Genomic DNA, 17551 nt, shown 5'->3' with positions numbered 1-17551 from the left:
AGAGAGCTGTGACCGAAATCGGCACGACAGTGCTGGGCTATCCCCGGATCGGACCGGACAGGGAACTCAAGCGTTCACTCGAACGCTACTGGGCGGGCAAGATCGACGAGGCCGAACTGCTGGACACCGGCCGTGCGCTGCGCACGCGGACCTGGCGGGAACTCAAGGACGCCGGGCTGGACTCCGTCCCGTCCAACACGTTCTCCCATTACGACCAGGTGCTCGACACCGCTGAGCTCTTCGGGGCGCTGCCGGAGCGCTTCACGACTCTCGGTCTTTCGCCGCTCGACATCTACTTCGCCGCCGCACGCGGGGTGCAGGACGCGCCGGCGATGGAGATGACGAAGTGGTTCGACACGAACTACCACTACATCGTCCCCGAACTCGGCCCGGACACGACGTTCTCGCTCACCGGCACCAAGCCGCTCGACGAGTACCGCGAAGCCCGCGCGATCGGCGTCGAGACGCGGCCGGTGCTGGTGGGCCCGGTGACGTTCCTGCTGCTCGCGAAGGCGGCCGAGAGTGCTCCGGAGGGCTTTCGCCCACTGGATCTGCTCGACAACCTCCTCGACGGCTACGTCGAACTGCTGAGGCGCCTGCACGACGAAGGCGTCGAGTGGGTCCAGTTCGACGAGCCCGCCTTCGCAGCGGACCGGACAGAGCAGGAGCTCAACGCGCTCATCCGCGCCTACCACCGGCTGGCGAAGGAGACAGCGCGGCCGAAGATCCTGGTCGCCGGGTACTTCGGCGGTCTCGGTCGCGGTCTGGGCGTGCTGGCCCGCTCCCCGATCGACGCGCTCGCCGTCGACCTCGTCACCGATGAGTCCTTTGTGGACGCTGTCGCGGCCGAGCCCGCCTTGCGCGACAAGGAGGTTCTGGCCGGGGTCGTGGACGGGCGCAATGTCTGGCGCACCGACCCGACCCGCGCGCTCGGCCGGGCGGCGACGCTGCTCGGCACCGCGAAGTCGGTCAGCGTCTCGACGTCGTGCTCGCTGCTGCACGTGCCCTACGACGTCGAGCGGGAGGACGGGCTCCACCCGCGTCTCAAGGGCTGGCTCGCCTTCGCCAAGCAGAAGGTCGACGAGGTCGTCCTGCTCGGCCGCGCGCTGACGGAAGAGGGCGTCGACCTTTCCGCCGCCCGCACCGCGGCCGCGGACCGTGCCACGGCGGCCGACCTGGCCGACGCCGGAGTGCGGGCCCGGCTGGAGGCGCTGCGGCCGGAGGACACCGTCCGCTCCCCCTACGCCCGGCGCGCGGTGGCGCAGCAGGACGCGCTGGGGCTACCGCCGTTGCCGAGCACGACGATCGGCTCGTTCCCGCAGACCACCGAGGTCCGCAAAGCACGGGCCGCGCACAAGGCGGGTTCGCTGGACGACGCGGGCTACGAGGCCGCGATGAAGGCGGAGATCGAGCACGTCATCCGGTTGCAGGAGGACCTCGGCCTCGACGTGCTGGTGCACGGCGAGCCCGAGCGCAACGACATGGTGCAGTACTTCGCCGAGCGGCTGGCCGGGTTCGCCGCCACCGACTTCGGCTGGGCGCAGTCCTATGGCTCGCGGTGCGTGCGGCCGCCGATCCTGTACGGCGACGTCTCGCGCCCGGAGCCGATGACCGTCGAGTGGGCGCGCTACGCGCAGAGCCTGACCACGAAGCCGGTCAAGGGGATGCTGACCGGGCCGGTGACGATCCTGGCGTGGTCGTTCGTCCGCGACGACCAGCCGCTGGGCAAGACCGCCCGTCAGGTGGCGCTGGCCATCCGCGACGAGGTGCACGACCTGCAGGAGGCGGGCATCCGCGTCATCCAGGTGGACGAGCCGGCGCTGCGGGAGCTGCTTCCCTTGCGTACGGCGGCCCACGAGGCGTACTTCGCGTGGGCGGTTTCGTCGTTCCGGCTGGCGACGTCCGGCATCGACGACGCGACGCAGATCCACACGCACATGTGCTACTCGGAGTTCGGTGAGGTGGTCAAGGCGATCGACGCGCTCGACGCCGACGTCACCAGCATCGAGGCCGCGCGGTCGAAGATGGAGGTCGTCACCGACCTGGGCGCGGCGGGCTTCGGCCGCGGCGTCGGGCCTGGCGTGTACGACATCCACTCGCCGCGTGTCCCCGACGTCGACGAGGTCAGCGGGCTGCTGCGGACCGCCGTCGGCGCCGTGCCCGCCGAGCGGATCTGGGTCAACCCGGACTGCGGTCTGAAGACCCGCGGTTACGCCGAGGTCGAGCCCGCCCTGCGGAACCTGGTCGCCGCCGCCCAGGCGGTCCGGACCGAACTCGGCTGATCAGTACATGAAGGCCCCCTTCCTGTACCTAGGCGCAAGGAAGGGGGCCTTCATGTACTTCGGCGGAGGTATTGTCAGGACGTCAATAAGGATGCGATGGTGGAGCGGTAACCGGTCTCAACGGGGAGATGGTCACCATGGCGAACGCCGTCGAAAAGGTCACCGGGGCGCTGCGCGAGCGGGTTCCGCCGCTCACCTCGATCCCCCTGCCGCGTTCGGTCGACCAGCGCTGGCTCGGCGCGACCTGGCCGGTCCGCGAACTCGCGCCCGCCCCACCGGGCCTCAAACCCGTCCTCGGCGACGAAGGCCCGCCGGTCATCGGGCACGCGCTGGACTTCATGCGCTTCGGCGTCGAGTTCGGCCTCAAACGCCATGAGACCTACGGCCCGGTGTCGTGGATGGGCGCGTTCGGCCGCCGCATCGTCACCCTCTCCGGCCCGGAGGCCACGCAGATCGCGTTGGTGAACAAGGACAAGGCCTTCTCCCAGGAGGGCTGGAAGTTCTTCATCGAGCGGTTCTTCGACCGCGGCCTGATGCTGCTCGACTTCGGCGAGCACCATCTGCACCGCCGGATCATGCAGGCGGCGTTCACCCGGCAGCGGCTCACCGGCTACGTCGACCAGATGGGGCCGGCCCTGCGCGACGGCATCGCCACCTGGGCGGACCGCCCGAACCCGCGGATCTATTGGTCACTCAAGCAACTCACGCTCGACGTCGCGACGCGCGTGTTCATGGGCATGCGGTCCGGCGACGACGCGGCCGCGATCAACCGCGCGTTCGTGAACTCCGTGCGCGCGGGCACGGCCATCGTGCGCTTCCCCGTTCCCGGCGGCCGCTGGGCGGCGGGTTTGCACGGCCGCAAGGTCCTCGAACGCTACTTCTCGGCGAATCTGCCCGCGAAACGGGCGAGCGACGGCGACGACCTCTTCACCGCGTTGTGCCACGCCACCACCGAAGACGGCGACCGCTTCACCGACTCCGACGTCGTCAACCACATGATCTTCCTGATGATGGCGGCGCACGACACGTCGACCATCACCAGCGCCGCCGCCGTCTACCACCTCGCCAAGAACCCCGAGTGGCAGGAACGCGCGCGCCAGGAATCCCTCGCGCTCGGCGACGACGTGCCGGACATCGAGGCGCTGGAGAAGCTGAAGACCCTGGACCTGGTGATCAAGGAATCCCTGCGCCTGGTGTCCCCGGTGCCTTCGCTGGCGCGGAAAACCGTGAAGGACACGGAAGTTCTCGGGCATTTCATTCCTGAAGGGACACTGGTCGGGGTTTCGCCCACCGTCAACCATTTCTCGCCGGAGCACTGGACCGACCCGATGCGTTTCGACCCCGACCGCTTCGGTGAGGAACGCCGCGAGGACAAGTCGCACCGCTACGCGTGGATGCCGTTCGGCGGCGGCGCGCACAAGTGCATCGGCCTGCATTTCGGGACGTTCGAAGTGAAAGCGCTGCTGCACGAGATGCTGCGGGCCTATCGGTGGTCGGTCCCGGAGGACTACACCGCGCGCTGGGACTACGTCTCGCTGCCTGTTCCCGCGGACGGCCTGCCGATCCGGTTGACGGCACGCTGAAGCCCGGTCAGCGGACAACCACTTTCGAGTACTCTTGGTAACTTCCGGTCACCACTCGTGTAGTAGCGATCACCCTTTCAGCCGGTAGACACCCCGGATCGCGCGTGATGCCGTGGCACTACACCCGGTCGGCTCATACCTAGTGTGGGTCCGTGGGCTCGGACACCCGGTCTGAGCTGGCCATAAACCGCGCATGAAGAGGTGAAGTGTGCCCGAACCTGGTTCCGCGCCAGGGTTGGTGGACGTCGCTCGGAGATGGGCCGCGACGCTCGCTGACACTAAAGGAGTATCGCTTCCCCAGGAGCAACTCGAAGAGTTCTTGCTCGGCGTCGCCCAGGACGCCGTCCGGACCGAACCCGACCACGAGCCGGCCCGGGATCGCTTCTCCAAGCTCTATTCCGCCTCCCCCATCGGGATCGCGCTCGCCGACTCCGACGGCGAGATCGTCGAGGCGAACACCGCACTCGGCAAACTCCTCGGCTGCCGCCCCTCGGCGCTGCGCGGACGGACCATCCCCGAACTCGGCTCCGCAGACCACGACGTCGCCCGGCTGCGGAACGGGCTCTCCCAGCTCAGGGCGCTCGGCCAGCCGACCCAGCAGGAACGCCTGCTGCTCGACCACAGCGAGGAAGGCACGATCTGGGTCGACGTGACCCTCGCCGACCTTCCCGGTGACCGGCCCGGCTCGACCTATCCGGTGCTGATGGTCTCCGACGCCAACGAGATCCACCTGCTACAGGAACGACTGCTGCACCAGAACGTGCACGACGCGCTGACCGGCCTGCCGAACTCCACCGCGTTCGGCAACGCGCTGGAGACCGCGCTGGCCGGCTCCGGCACCGAGCAGGTCGCGCTCGTCTACCTCGACGTCGACGGTTTCAAGGTGATCAACGACGGTCGCGGCGCCGGTGTCGGCGACCAGGTGCTGCGCGGGGTCGCGAACAAGCTCAAGTCCGTGTTCACCGGCAGGCACAACGGTTCCGTCGCCAGGCTGTCCGGCGACGGGTTCGCCGTCCTGCTGCGCGGCGAGTTCACCCCGCCCCAGGTGATCGCACTGGTCGAGCAGGCCCTGGAGGAGCTGGTCGAGCCGATCTACCTCGGCGGGCACGGCATCGGGGTCAGCGCGAGCGCCGGCATCGTCGTCCGCCCGGTCACCGACGGCGGACCGGAAGATCTGCTCCGGGCCGCGGAAATCGCCCTGCACCGCGCCAAAGAGGCGGGCAAGGCGCAGTGGATGCTGTTCGACCCGGAACTCGACGCGCGCGACCGCGGCCGCTACCAGCTCGGCGCGGTCATCGCGGGCGCACTGGAGAACGGCGAGTTCTCGCTGATCTACCAGCCGACGGTCAAACTCGCGAACCCGGACCAGCTGGCCGCGGTCAACGCCGGGCTGCGCTGGACCCACCCGGAGAAGGGCGAACTGGACTCCGACGAGTTCTATCCGCTGGCGCAGACCACCGGCATGACCGTCCCGCTCGGCCGGTGGCTGCTGGCGGAATCGCTCGCCGCCACCGCGCGCTGGCGGAACCGGTTCGGCGACGCGGCCCCGGACGTCTGCGTGCGGCTGCCGAAGCGGCTGGCCATCGACCCCGATCTGGTGCTGATGGTCAAGGAACAGCTCGACCGGTACAGCCTGCCCGCGCAGGCGCTGCGGCTGTGCACCGATCGCGAATCCGTGCTCGACCCGCGAGGCGAGGTGCTGGACTCCTTCGCCGTACTGGCCGATCTGGGCGCGCAACTGGTACTGACCATCTCCGGCTCGGCCGATCTGGAGCTGATCCCGCAGCACCGGCTGCCGGTCCGGCACGTGATCCTGTCCGGCGCGGTGATCGACGCGCTGGCCGACGGCGAGAACGAGGCCGACGTCCGCCACCTGTGCCAGCTGGTCGCCAGGGCCAAGGAGCTGAAACTGCGCATCGGTGCGGAAGGCGTCCACAGCCACGAACAGGCCGAGCGGCTGAAGCGGTACGGCGTGCTCGCCGCGCGCGGCTCGTTCGTCACCGATTCCGCGACCGGGGACGAGGTCGACGAGCTCATCGAACGGCACGCCCACTGACGTGGCAGGATCCGTCCATGGACCAAGGTGACATCGCCCCGGACTTCACCCTGCCCGACGACAAGGGCGAAGAACGCACACTGTCGGACTTCCTCTCGTCCGGCCCGGTCGTGCTGTTCTTCTACCCCGCCGCGATGACCAGCGGCTGCACCGCGGAAAGCTGCCATTTCCGCGACCTGGCCGCGGAGTTCGCCGAAGCAGGCGCGCACCGTGTCGGCATCAGCCCGGACGCCGTCGCCAAACAGCAGGAATTCTCCGCCAAACACGGCTTCGACTACCCACTGCTGTCCGATGTGGACGGTGTGGTGGCGCGACAGTTCGGTGTCTGGCGCAAATTCAGCCCGCTGCACGCGAAGCGGCACACGTTCGTCATCGACACCGACCGCAAGGTGCTCGAAGTGATCAAGAGCGAACTGAAGTTCACCGTGCACGCCGACAAGGCGCTCGCGGCCTTGCGCGAGCGCAAGACTAAGGACGCTTGAGCCGCCAGATCCGGTTGACGCCCGCGCAGGCCGGGGCGAGCGGCGGCTCGGCGGCCTCGTCGCCGGTCATCGTGAACCCCAGCCGCGCGGGCACCGCACCACTCGCGGCGTTGTTCTTGTCGTGCCGGATCTCGACCTCCGGCGCACCGAGCCGGAAGGCCTCGTCGGCCAGCAACCTGGCGGCCCTCGTCACCAGGCCGCGGCCCGTGTGGTGGCGGCTGAGCCAGTAGCCGATCTCGATCCGGTCCGGATGGACGATCATGCCCGTGCCGCCGACGACCTCGTCATCGGCGAAGATCGCGAAGTCGTAGGTCTTACCTTCGGCCCAGTTCTTCGCGGTGTGCTCCAGGAAGCCAGCGGCCTCCTGGAGGCCGTAGCCGTCAGTGGCCCAGATCATCCAGGCGCCGAGGTGCTCGGCGGATCCCCCTGCGACGGCGGCCAGGGTTTCGAGCTGCTCCGGCTTCCAGCGGCGCAGCACGACGACGTCGTCGGCGAGGGTTTCGGCGGGCGCTTCCATCGGTCCATGGTGCCTCGCCGTCGCTCTGCGCGCCTCCGGTTTTCGGGGAGGCTCGTGAGCGGCCAGCTTCGGTACCTACTGGACTCTGGGTACGGATTGTTCGCAGGCCCGGTCCGTGAAGGACCCCTTCCCCAAGTACGTGAAGGACCCCTTCACTGCGCCTAGCGCAATGAAGGGGTCCTTCACGTACTTCAGGCGACCAGGGTGCCGCGCCGTGGCGGGGCACGGTGGTCGTCCGGATCAGGTCAGGATCGCGCTGTCCGGGATCTCCGTGTCGTTCTTCAGCGCGTCGAAAAGCAGCTTCGACTTCGTCTTGTCCCAGTTCTCGGCCGAGCCGTTGGTCACCGGCACCGTCGTGGTGACGACGCCACCCGACGAGATCCCGCGCATCGCCAGCGCGAGCCCCACCAGGTTGTGCACGTGGTCGCCCGTGTCCATCGTCAGCGCGTCGGGCGCGGTCGACAGCAGCGGGAACAGCGAGAACGGGTTCAGCAGCGTGCCGGGGCTGCCGATCTCGCTGACCAGCGCGCCGATGAACTTCCGCTGGTTGGCGACGCGGTCGAGGTCCGAACGCGGGGTGGCCTCGCTGTGCCGCATGCGAACGAACCCGAGCGCCTGCGGGCCCTGGAGGTCCTGACAGCCCGCGGGGATCTTGATCCCCGTCATGGTGTCCTCCATCGGCTTCTCGACGCACATGTTGACCCCGCCGATCGCGTCCACGATCTTGGCGAAGCCGCCGAACCCGATCTCGGCGTAGTGGTCGATCCGCAGGCCTGTCGCCCCTTCGACGGTCTTCGCGAGCAGCGCCGGGCCCCCGATCGCGAACGCGGAGTTGATCTTGTTCTTGCCGTGTCCCGGGATGGCCACCTGCGAGTCGCGGGGCAGGCTCAGCAGCGTCGGCTTGGTGCTGTTGTCCGGGACGTGCGCGACCATGATGGTGTCGGTCCGCTTGCCACCGGCCTCGTTGCCGGAACCGGTGACCAGCTTCTCCTGCTCTTCGGGGGTCAGCCCCTCCCGGCTGTCGGAGCCCACGATCAGCCAGTTGGTGCCTTCGGCCGCGACGGGACGGCCGGAGTAGTCGGCCAGCGCGTCGACGCGGTTGATGGAGAACTCCAGGTACACCCACACGCCGGCGAGGAACACCACGAACACGGTGAGCAACGTGAGCAGCACCTTGCCGAAGCCCCAGCGCTTGCGTCGCCGCGGCGGGCGCGCGCCGTCCATGGGACGGCCGGGAGGGGGCTCAGGACGGCGCGGGGGCGGGCCGGCGGGCCGCTCGGCACCACCACCGTGCCCCATGGGCGCCGTACGCTCGTCGTACGGACTGCTCCCCCGGCCCGGCAGCGGCATCATCTGCGCGGGCTGATGCCGCCGGGGGCGGCCGGACGGCGGCCGCTGTGGCGGCATCCGTCGCCCTCGGTCGTCGCCTCCATACGTCATGCCGAATCACCCGTCCCGATTTCGCGTGTAGGGCCCAGTCAACCGCAGACCCTAGGTGAAGGACGTACGGCACCCCGCATCGGTTGGGTGGCTTTCACCGCCCGTTCTCGGCGAAGCCGAACTGGTGGAGCTTGAGATACCCCGAACGGAAGCCCGCTTCGGAGTACGCCAGGTAGAACTCCCACATCCGTTTGAAGACGTCGTCGAAGCCCAGTTCGGTGATCTCGTCCCACCGCTGGGTGAACCTCTCCCGCCACAACCGCAGCGTGCGGGCGTAGTCCTGGCCGAACTCGCGCACTCCTTGCAGGTGCAGCCGGGTGTGCGCCAGCATCCCCTGCTCGACCGAGGTGGTCGACGGGATGAGCCCGCCGGGGAAGATGTACTTGTGCACCCAGGTGTACGACCGGGCCGCGGCGAGCATGCGTTCGTGGTCCATGGTGATGGCCTGGAGCCCGAGCCTGCCGCCCGGCTTCAGCCGCTTCCCGATGGTCTCGAAGAACGTCGGCCAGTAGGACTCGCCGACGGCCTCGATCATCTCGACGCTGACCACGGCGTCGTACTCGCCGGTGGAGTCCCGGTAGTCGCACAGCCGGACGTCGATGCGGTCGGCGAAGCCCGCCGCCTCGATGCGTTCGGTCGCCAGCGCCGCCTGTTGCTCGGAAATGGTCAGTGACGTGACCCTGGCCCCGCGGGCGGCGGCGCGGATCGAGAGTTCACCCCAGCCGGTGCCGATCTCGAGCACCGTGCTGCCTTCGCGGACCCCGGCGTAGTCGAGGACGCTGTCGATCTTGCGGTGCTGGGCGGTGGTGAGGTCGTCGTCCGGCCCGAACAACGCCGACGAGTACATCATCGACGGGTCCAGGAAAGCGCCGAACAGCTCGTTGGACAGGTCGTAGTGGCGATGGATGTTCGCCCGTGACCCCTCGATGGTGTTCTCCTCGTCCGCGGGGTGGCCGCGGTCGACGAACCGGCGGAACCGTTGCAGCAGCGGCGGGATGAGCGTCGCCATCCGCTCCGCGAACGGGGTCAGCACCTCGGCGAGCGCGTCACTCGTCCAGTCGCCGACCATGTAGGCCTCGCCGAACCCGATCTTCGCGTCCACGCCGAGGCGGTGGAAGAAGGCGGCGGGGCGGTTGAGCCGCATTTCGGGTGCCCCCGGGCCGCCCGCGCCCAGCTGCGACCCGTCGGGCATGCGCACGCGGACGTTCAGCGGGCGCACCGCCTGCCGGAACAGCTGCTCGGCGATCCGCGCCCGGAACGGGGAATGCGGTGGGGTGGCCAATCCCGGCCACCGGGTTTCGTCAGGGGCGGGCAGGCCGGCCGGACCTGCCGTCCGATCAACGCTCGACGTGGACATAGGTGCTCCCTCCCACCCGGTCTAGACCGGGATCCGCAGGCGCTCGGAGCTCGGCCGATCCCAGGCCGCGCTGAGCGTTTCGTCAATTCCCCCGGCTTCGATCAGCTCGAGTGTGAAAGCCCGTACGAGACGGTTCCAGACGCGAGACCTTCGTAGCATCGCGTGCCCTTCACCACCGATTTCAAACCGCGCGGACCGCGATGTCACCTTTTCGGCGCGTTCCGCGAAAGCGTGTGACGCCACCGGATCGGTCATCCGGTCCTTGGTCCCGTGCGCGATGAGCACGGCGCGACCGCTGACGGCACCGATGGGTTCACCCGGTGGTGTCCACGGTGCCAGGGCGCAGACCCCGACGACAGCCGGATCGTCGGCGACGCGCAGCGCGACCCGCCCGCCCATCGAATGGCCGACGAGGATCACCGGCAGCCCCGGGTGGTCTTCGCGAACGCGCTCCAGGGCCCAGCGGGCGTCGGCCAGCGCGTCGGCGCCGTCGTCGTTCCAGCCGTAGACCCGGTTGCGCAGGAGCCGCACCTCGACCCCGTGCTCCTTGCCCGCCCGGTGGACGTCCTTCGCCAGCGGCACCATCCGCTGGTACGCCAGCCGCCACGGCGCCACACGGGCATGACTGTGCTCAGCGCCGCCGTGCAGTACCAGCACGACGGCTTTCGCCTGGCCGCGTACTCGCCAAGTCCGCACCGCGGGATCAGCCTCGCTCACCCTGGATCCTCCAGTCTCCGAATCCCCGGCCGCAGCGATCGGGTCAACCTCGATCATGACCCGATGTATTCCACTTCTGCCATTGGTCCACGCGATACATTCGTCGCTGATCTCCAGACGGAAGGGCGGATGTGGTGAGCACCACCGAACGTTATGCAGACGTCGCCGAACGGCTCGCGGAAGCCGAACGGGGTAACGCGGAGCAGATCCGGAAATCGGCCGAGCTGATCCTGGGGGTCATCCGGGCCGACGCCCTGGTGTTCACCGCCGGGGCCGGGCATTCGCTGGCAGCGGTCGCCGAGACCTTCTATCGCGCGGGCGGGCTCGCCTGCGTGTACCCGGTCTATCACCCCGAACTGCTGCCGCTGCACGGCGCGCAGCACAGCACCAAGACCGAGCGCCGCTCCGGGCTCGCCGAAGAGGTACTCGCCGAGCGGGCGCCGGGGCCGGACGACCTGCTGGTGGTGTTCTCGACCTCGGGCGTCAACCCGTATCCGGTCGAGCTGGCCGCCGGGGCGCGGGCGCGCGGGGCCGCGGTCATCGCGGTGAGTTCGGCCGCGTCCGTGGCCGCGGCGCCGAAGCGCGCGGCGACCACGCTGATCGAGGAAGCGAGCATCGTGCTCGACTCCCACGTCCGTCCCGGCGACTCGAGCTACCCACCGGAAGCGCCGCGGACCGCGCCACTGTCCACAGTGATCAACGCGTTCCTGTGGAACCTCGTGCTCGCCGAGGTCGTGGACCTCGGTGCGGCGCAGGGCGTCGACATCCCGCTGTGGCGCAGTTCCAACGTGGCCGGTGGCGACGAGGCCAACGCCGCACTGCTGGCCAAGTACGGCGCTCGGGTCCCCGCTCTCCGCTAGTCACCTGCCTCGTGAGTGGTAAGGACGGCTAGAACCGTCTTTACCACTCACGAGGGTAAAACCGCAGGTCAGGCAGCCGCAGGTCAGGCTGCCGCGGGCTGCTCCGAGAACTGCGTCAGGTACAGCTCCGCGTAGCGCCCTTCGCGCGCGAGGAGTTCTTCGTGCGTTCCCCGCTCGACGATCTCCCCGTGCTCGATCACCAGGATCTGGTCCGCCGCCCGGACCGTCGACAACCGGTGCGCGATGACCAGCGCGGTCCGCCCGTCCAGCGCGTCGGTCAGTGCCTCGCCCACGGCCGCCTCGGACTGCGAGTCCAGATGCGCGGTCGCCTCGTCGAGGATGACGACCCGCGGCTGCGCCAGCAGGAGCCTGGCGATGGTCAGCCGCTGCCGTTCCCCGCCGGAGAGCCGGTAGCCCCGCTCCCCCACCACGGTCTCCAGCCCGTCCGGCAGGTCCCGGATCAGCTCGGCCAGCCGGGCGCGATCGAGCGCCGACCAGATCTCGGCGTCGGTGACACCGGCCCGCGCGTACTCGAGGTTCGCCCGGATCGTGTCGTGGAAGAGGTGCCCGTCCTGGGTCACCACGCCGACGGTTTCCCGCAGCGAGGCGAAGCCCAGCTCCCGGACATCCACATCGGACAGCCGGACCGCCCCGGCGTCGACGTCGTAGAGACGCGGCAGCAGTGAGGCGATCGTCGACTTGCCCGCGCCGGAAGAACCGACCAGCGCCACCATCTGCCCGGGTTCGGCCCGGAAGCTGATGCCGTGCAACACCTCTTCACCACCGCGATGATCCAAAGTGGACACATCCTCCAGTGACGCCAGCGAGTACCTGTCCGCCGCGGGGTAGCCGAAGCGGACGTCGGAGAACTCCACCGAAACCGGGCCTTCGGGAACGCGGCTCGGGTCCGGCTTCTCTTCGATCATCGGCTTGAGGTCGAGCACCTCGAAGACCCGCTCGAACGACACCAGCGCGGTCATCACGTCGACCCGGACGTTCGCCAGCGCGGTCAGCGGCGAGTACAGCCTGGTCAGCAGCAGCGCCAGCGCCACGACGGTGCCCGGCGCGAGCGCCCCGGTCAGCGCGAGGTATCCGCCCAGCCCGTAGACCAGGGCCTGCGCGAGCGCGGAAACCGTGGTCAGGCTGGTCAGGAACCAGCGCGTCAGCATCGCCGTCCGCACCCCGATGTCGCGCACCCGCCCGGCCCGCGCGCCGAAGTCGCCCGCTTCCTTCTCCGGGTCGCCGAACAGCTTCACCAGTGTCGCGCCTGGCGCGGAGAACCGTTCGGTCATCTGCGTGGTCATCGACGCGTTGAGCTGGCCCGCCTCCCGCTGCAGCCCGGCCATCCGCCGCCCGAGCCGCCGTGTCGGCAGGATGAACACCGGCAGCAGCACCAGCGCCAGCAGGGTGACCTGCCAGGACAGGGTCACCATGACCACCAGCGACAGCGCGAGCTGGATGACGTTGGTGACCAAACCGGACAGTGTCGCGGTGAACGTGCGCTGGGCGCCGATGACGTCGTTGTTGAGCCTGCTCACCAGCGCACCGGTGCGGGTGCGCGTGAAGAACGCGACCGGCATCCGCTGCACGTGCCGGTACACCGCGAGCCGCAGGTCGAGGATGATCCCCTCACCGATCCTCGACGACTGGGCCCGTTCCACCAGCCCGAGCCCGGCGTCGATCAGCGCCAGCGCCCCGATCAGCACGGCCAGCCACACCACCAGCGAGACGTCGTGCCCGCCGACGATCGCGTCGACCACCTTCCCGGCCAGCACCGGCGTGCTCACCGCCAGCACCGCCGAGACGACGGTGAGCACCAGGAATATCAGCAACCTTCGCCAGTGCGGCTTGGCGAACCGCGCGACGCGGCGGAACGTGCCCTTGTGCAGCCCCTTCGGAACGTCGGCCGACTTCATCGCCGAGTTCATCAGCATCCACGTGTTGTCCATGAGAAACCTCTCTTCGCCCCCAGAAACCTCGATATTAGTCGAGAGTTTTCCCGGATATAAGCATGACCAACACTCCAGGCAAGCGGATGCTTCCCGGTTTCCGCGTCCTCTTTCCGGCGGAGGTCGCCCCGTCGGTAGCCTGAGCCGGTGACCAAGGACCCAGACCGGCGACGACTGACCATCGACTTGGTCTTCTACACGGGCTGCCTGATCTTCGCCGTCGTGAACACGGCCGTCGCGGAGTTCTACGGCTATCGCGTGTGGGCGAACTTCGCCGTGGCGGGTTACGGCCTCGCCGTGGTCCACACCAGCTGGCTGACGATCGCCGCCCGGCGCGGCAAGCGGCCGTCCGGCGCGCTCGGTTCGCGGTGGATCGGTATCGGCGCCATCGGCCTGTTCGCAATGATCCTTCCGTTGGGAATGCTCGTCATTCGCCGTCTGACCGGAGTGGACTGGCTCATCACGCCGGTTTCGTGGGCCGCCCAGCCCGAGGTCTGGGTGATCGAGAGGTCCGCGAAACTCTTCCTGGAGAACGGAACCCCGTACGTCGACGTCACCGCACTCGGTCGCGCGGTGGAAGTAAACGATTACACACCATACGGTCCGGTGATGGCCGTCTTCGGCCTGCCGCGCGCGTTGTTCGGCGGCGGCCCGGTGGCGAACGCCCTCACCGACGCGCGCTGGATGTTCGCGCTGGCGGCCGTCGCGTGTGTACTGCTGACGCTGCGGCTGCTGAAATGGCCGAAAATCCCGGTCAGTGCGGCACAGCTCGCCCTCGCCTGTCCGCTGACCGCGTTGACCTGGGCGGTCGCCGGCCCCGATCTGGCCATCGTCGGCCTGCTGGTGCTGTCCTTCGCACTGGCCACGACCGGCCGCGCCGTCCTGTCGGGTCTGGTGCTGGCCCTGGTGATCAGCGCGAAACTCATCGTCGCGCCCGCGGCGGTGGTGCTGGGTGTCCTGTTGATCACGCGGCGTGGTCCTCGCGCACTGGGCGGATTCGCCGCGGCACTCGTGGTGACGACCCTTGTCGTGCACGTACCGGTCTATCTCGTGGACCCGAAGGCGTTCGTCGAGCACGTCTTCCGGTTCCCGCTGGGAATAGGCGTGATCAAGTCACCGGCGGCGAGCCCGTTGCCCGGCCGCCTCATCGCCTCGCTCGGCCCGGTGGGCACGGCGATTTCCTTCGCCCTGCTCGGGATCGCTGCCGTCGCGATCCTGGTCTGGCTGGTGCGCCGCCCTCCCTCGACCGGATCGGACGCGTTGACGCGCATGGCCGTCGGGCTCGTCGCGCTGATCCTGCTCAGTCCGGCGACGAGGTACGGATACCTGGTGTATCCGCTGGTCCTGCTCGGCGCCAGGCTGGCCTTCCTGTCCGCCGAAACCCGCGAAACAGCGGTCCCTGGAAAGGGAACTGCGCCCCCCGCGCAGCAGTCCGCTACTTCTTCGTGACTACTTCTTCTTTACCCTGGTGGCACCACCACGGCCGCGCAGCTGGACGCCGGACTCCGAGAGAACCCGGTGCACGAACCCGTACGAGCGACCCGTCGACTCCGCGAGAGCGCGGATGCTCGAGCCCTTCTCGTATTTCTTCTTCAGGTCAGCGGCCAGCTTGTCACGCGTGTTGCCGGTGATCCGCGCGCCTTTCTTGAGATCAGCCACGTCGATCGCCTTCCCGCCGAGAGTGTTCTGGGCCACATAACGGCCCCTGTCGCCGCAATGATCGAACACTGAGCGCCGGAATGCCAGACGACGAGCGCAAAACTGCTGAAACCGCGATCACATTGGGCCATTTCAGTGGCCGGATGGCATCGATCAAGCACCCGAACGGACGCAGGCCTCACGCAAGCTGGACAAGTTCCAGATAATCCGCGGACCAATGGTCTTCGGTTCCGTCCGGCAGGAGGATGACGCGCTCCGGCTCCAGCGCCTCGACGGCGCCCGGGTCGTGGGTCACCAGGACGACGGCTCCGGAGAAGCTGCGCAAGGCGTCCAGGACCTGGGCACGGCTTGCCGGGTCCAGGTTGTTCGTCGGCTCGTCGAGCAGCAAAACGTTGGCAGCGCTGGACACCAGACCGGCGAGCGCGAGCCTCGTCTTCTCGCCACCGGAGAGCGTGCCCGCCGGCTGATCGAGCTGCTCGCCGGTGAAGAGGAACGACCCGAGAAGGTTCCGCAGCTCTTGCGCTCCGGTGTCGGGCGCGAGGTGACGGATATTTTCCCACACGGACGCGTCGTGGTCGAGCGTTTCATGTTCCTGTGCGTAATAGCCCAAACGCATTCCGTGACCTGGAATGGTCTCGCCGGTATCCGGAGTTTCCATTCCGCCGAGCAACCGGAGCAAAGTCGTCTTTCCGGCACCGTTCAATCCGAGTACGACAACCTTCGAACCGCGGTCGATGGCGAGGTCGACTCCGGTGAAGATCTCGAGCGAACCGTAGGACTTCGAAAGCCCCTCCGCAGTGAGCGGGGTCCGGCCGCACGGCGCGGGTTCGGGGAACTTGATCCGGGCGACCTTGTCGGCCTGGCGGGTGTCGTCGAGCGCGGAGAGCATCTGCTCGGCGCGGCGGGCCATGTTCTTGGCGGCCACCGCCTTCGTCGCCTTGGCACCGAGTTTCGCGGCCTGCTGCTGCAGCGCGGACGCCTTCTTCTCGGCGTTCGCGCGCTCGCGGCGACGGCGCTTCTCGTCGGTGGCGCGCGCGTCGAGGTAGCGCTGCCAGCCCATGTTGTAGAGGTCGAGCTCGCCGCGGGTCGCGTCGAGGAACCACACCTTGTTGACCACGTCGCCGAGCAGTTCGACGTCGTGGCTGATGACCACGAGACCGCCGTCGTGCTGCTTCAGGAAGCCACGGAGCCAGTTGATGGAGTCGGCGTCGAGGTGGTTGGTGGGCTCGTCGAGGAGCAGGATCGTCTCGGACTTGCCGCCCGCGCCGGCTTCGGCGGCGGCGAACAGGATCCGGGCCAGCTCCACGCGGCGGCGCTGACCACCCGAGAGCGTCTGCAACGTCTGCGCGAGCACCCTGTCGGCGAGACCGAGATTGGAACAGATCCGCGCGGCCTCGCTTTCGGCGGCGTAACCACCGAGGGAGGCGAAGCGCTCTTCGAGACGACTGTAGCGATTGACCGCCTTGTCGCGTTCCTTCTCGTCCACCAGCTCCGACATCGCGTTCTGCGCTTTTTCCATGTTGCGCAGCAAGGCGTCGAGGCCACGCGCGGAGAGCACGCGGTCTTTCGCGGTGACGGACAGGTCGCCTTCACGCGGGTCCTGCGGCAGGTAGCCGAGTTCGCCACTGCGGCGGACCTCGCCGGCGTACGGCTCGCCCTCCCCCGCCAGCACCTTGAGCGAGGTGGTCTTGCCGGCGCCGTTGCGGCCGACCAGGCCGATACGGTCGCCCTGCTGGATGCGGACGTTGGTGTCGTCGAGCAGAATGCGCGAACCAGCGCGCAGCTGCAGGCCAGAGGCCGTGATCACGGGATCTCCCGGTACAAGGGGTGGATGAGTGGACAGCTTCGACTCGCCGGCCGACGGCCGGCGAGGAGCTACTCCAAGAGGATGTCCACGCGATCAGTGTACGGGCCGCCGTCGAGCGATTTTATCCGACCGTGCCCGACGTCACGGCCCGGACAGGGTGATCTCGACCGCGACCGCCCGTTCGGCCGCGTCGTCCAGCACCGTGCGGCGCGGTTCGGGGATGTCGAGAACGCGGGGTTCGGCACGGGCGAACAACGGCGCCAGCCGCCTGTCCTCACGCAGTGAGTCCAGTGCCCTGCGGTCACCGCCGAGCACGACGGCGTCCACTTCGGACAGTTGCGGCAAAAGGATCTCGAACGCGTCTTCGGCGGCGGAACGAAGCGCCGTGCGCGCTTGTCCTTCCCTGCGCCGCGCGAACCGCTGTTGCGACCAGCCACCCGCCGCGGACCGGCCTTGGACGAGGTGACGGTCCGTCCTGGACTGGACGACCACTCCCCCGCGCGCGATCCCGACGCTGTGCCCGCCGCGGCGCACCAGCAGGAGCGCGATCCGGCGCGAGACCAGCGCGTGCTCGATGAGCGGGCCGACGGCCGTCCCGGCCACGGTTCCCTCGGCGTCCAGCGGTCCGAAAGGGACGGTCGCGACGGCGACGACCCCGTTTTCCGCGGTGACCGTGACGGTGTCCGGAGCGAAGTGCGTCTCGCGGACGCCTTCGTTGCGGACGGCGAAGCGGGCGTACCAGCCTTCGAGGCGGTCCGGGGCGACCTCGACCGCCCGTCCCCCGCCCGCCACCTGCCGCTCCCTCGCCATGGTCTCAACGTACGTGGCCTGGCCAACTCGGG

General features: G+C 68.8%; 14 protein-coding genes. 6 read left to right on the top strand and 8 right to left on the bottom strand.

From position 1 onward, the window contains the following. The first annotated feature begins 8 nt into the window (after positions 1-8). The 4 genes from metE (at position 9) to ACZ6YV_RS16270 (ending at position 6403) form a co-directional block, all read left to right on the top strand. Entirely contained in the window at positions 9-2282 is a 2274-nt protein-coding gene (gene metE, locus ACZ6YV_RS16285) for a 5-methyltetrahydropteroyltriglutamate--homocysteine S-methyltransferase (protein WP_465510336.1), read from the top strand. 137 nt (positions 2283-2419) lie between these two features. After that, a complete protein-coding gene (locus ACZ6YV_RS16280; protein WP_465510335.1) occupies positions 2420-3865 on the top strand; it encodes a cytochrome P450 in 1446 nt (481 codons plus the stop codon). A gap of 238 nt (positions 3866-4103) precedes the next feature. Beyond that, on the top strand, positions 4104-5921 hold the full coding sequence (locus tag ACZ6YV_RS16275) for a putative bifunctional diguanylate cyclase/phosphodiesterase (RefSeq protein WP_465510415.1): 1818 nt from the start codon (positions 4104-4106) through the stop codon (positions 5919-5921). A gap of 17 nt (positions 5922-5938) precedes the next feature. Continuing rightward, on the top strand, positions 5939-6403 hold the full coding sequence (locus ACZ6YV_RS16270; RefSeq protein ID WP_465510334.1) for a peroxiredoxin: 465 nt from the start codon (positions 5939-5941) through the stop codon (positions 6401-6403). On the opposite strand, the gene ACZ6YV_RS16265 is transcribed toward ACZ6YV_RS16270, so the two are convergent. From ACZ6YV_RS16265 to ACZ6YV_RS16250, 4 genes are all read right to left on the bottom strand, one after another. After that, on the bottom strand, positions 6390-6920 hold the full coding sequence (locus ACZ6YV_RS16265) for a GNAT family N-acetyltransferase (protein WP_465510333.1): 531 nt from the start codon (positions 6918-6920) through the stop codon (positions 6390-6392). The genes ACZ6YV_RS16270 and ACZ6YV_RS16265 overlap by 14 nt on opposite strands. A gap of 240 nt (positions 6921-7160) precedes the next feature. Continuing rightward, entirely contained in the window at positions 7161-8327 is a 1167-nt protein-coding gene (locus tag ACZ6YV_RS16260; RefSeq protein ID WP_465510332.1) for an LCP family protein, read from the bottom strand. A gap of 127 nt (positions 8328-8454) precedes the next feature. Continuing rightward, entirely contained in the window at positions 8455-9717 is a 1263-nt protein-coding gene (locus tag ACZ6YV_RS16255; RefSeq protein ID WP_465510331.1) for a class I SAM-dependent methyltransferase, read from the bottom strand. Between the two features lie 21 nt (positions 9718-9738). Then, positions 9739-10434, bottom strand: coding sequence for an alpha/beta hydrolase (locus ACZ6YV_RS16250; protein ID WP_465510330.1), 696 nt, complete (start codon positions 10432-10434; stop codon positions 9739-9741). 131 nt (positions 10435-10565) lie between these two features. Here ACZ6YV_RS16250 and ACZ6YV_RS16245 point away from each other — a divergent pair, with 131 nt between their 5' ends. Further along, positions 10566-11294 (top strand): sugar isomerase domain-containing protein, encoded by a 729-nt coding sequence (locus tag ACZ6YV_RS16245; RefSeq protein ID WP_465510329.1) that lies wholly within the window; start codon positions 10566-10568, stop codon positions 11292-11294. An 83-nt stretch (positions 11295-11377) separates the two neighbouring features. Here the strand turns inward: ACZ6YV_RS16245 and ACZ6YV_RS16240 are convergent, their stop codons facing one another. Continuing rightward, positions 11378-13243: an ABC transporter ATP-binding protein gene (locus ACZ6YV_RS16240; RefSeq protein ID WP_465510328.1), complete on the bottom strand. Its 1866-nt coding sequence runs from the start codon at positions 13241-13243 to the stop codon at positions 11378-11380. A gap of 147 nt (positions 13244-13390) precedes the next feature. On the opposite strand from ACZ6YV_RS16240, the gene ACZ6YV_RS16235 reads away from it, so the two are divergent. After that, positions 13391-14692: a glycosyltransferase family 87 protein gene (locus ACZ6YV_RS16235; protein ID WP_465510327.1), complete on the top strand. Its 1302-nt coding sequence runs from the start codon at positions 13391-13393 to the stop codon at positions 14690-14692. Here ACZ6YV_RS16235 and ACZ6YV_RS16230 read toward each other — a convergent pair whose 3' ends face one another. The 3 genes from ACZ6YV_RS16230 to ACZ6YV_RS16220 all read right to left on the bottom strand — a co-directional run bounded on the left by ACZ6YV_RS16230 (position 14693) and on the right by ACZ6YV_RS16220 (position 17519). Then, positions 14693-14902 (bottom strand): helix-turn-helix domain-containing protein, encoded by a 210-nt coding sequence (locus ACZ6YV_RS16230; protein ID WP_003071237.1) that lies wholly within the window; start codon positions 14900-14902, stop codon positions 14693-14695. 178 nt (positions 14903-15080) lie between these two features. Next, positions 15081-16709 carry an ABC-F family ATP-binding cassette domain-containing protein gene (locus tag ACZ6YV_RS16225; protein ID WP_465510326.1) on the bottom strand — a complete coding sequence of 543 codons (1629 nt, stop codon included), beginning with the start codon at positions 16707-16709 and terminating at the stop codon, positions 15081-15083. A gap of 141 nt (positions 16710-16850) precedes the next feature. After that, on the bottom strand, positions 16851-17519 hold the full coding sequence (locus tag ACZ6YV_RS16220; protein WP_465510325.1) for an acVLRF1 family peptidyl-tRNA hydrolase: 669 nt from the start codon (positions 17517-17519) through the stop codon (positions 16851-16853). Positions 17520-17551 lie beyond the last annotated feature (32 nt).

The sequence above is a fragment of the Amycolatopsis sp. NPDC102522 genome, assembly GCF_055584485.1.
This window is presented reverse-complemented; position numbering and strand designations above follow the sequence as displayed.

Coding starts and splice junctions, on each gene's coding strand:
- ACZ6YV_RS16280 (WP_465510335.1), top strand. CDS start 2,420: ATGGCGAACGCCGTCGAAAAGGTCACCGGGGCGCTGCGCGAGCGGGTT.
- ACZ6YV_RS16270 (WP_465510334.1), top strand. CDS start 5,939: ATGGACCAAGGTGACATCGCCCCGGACTTCACCCTGCCCGACGACAAG.
- ACZ6YV_RS16265 (WP_465510333.1), bottom strand. CDS start 6,920: ATGGAAGCGCCCGCCGAAACCCTCGCCGACGACGTCGTCGTGCTGCGC.
- ACZ6YV_RS16260 (WP_465510332.1), bottom strand. CDS start 8,327: ATGCCGCCACAGCGGCCGCCGTCCGGCCGCCCCCGGCGGCATCAGCCC.
- ACZ6YV_RS16255 (WP_465510331.1), bottom strand. CDS start 9,717: ATGTCCACGTCGAGCGTTGATCGGACGGCAGGTCCGGCCGGCCTGCCC.
- ACZ6YV_RS16240 (WP_465510328.1), bottom strand. CDS start 13,243: ATGGACAACACGTGGATGCTGATGAACTCGGCGATGAAGTCGGCCGAC.
- ACZ6YV_RS16220 (WP_465510325.1), bottom strand. CDS start 17,519: ATGGCGAGGGAGCGGCAGGTGGCGGGCGGGGGACGGGCGGTCGAGGTC.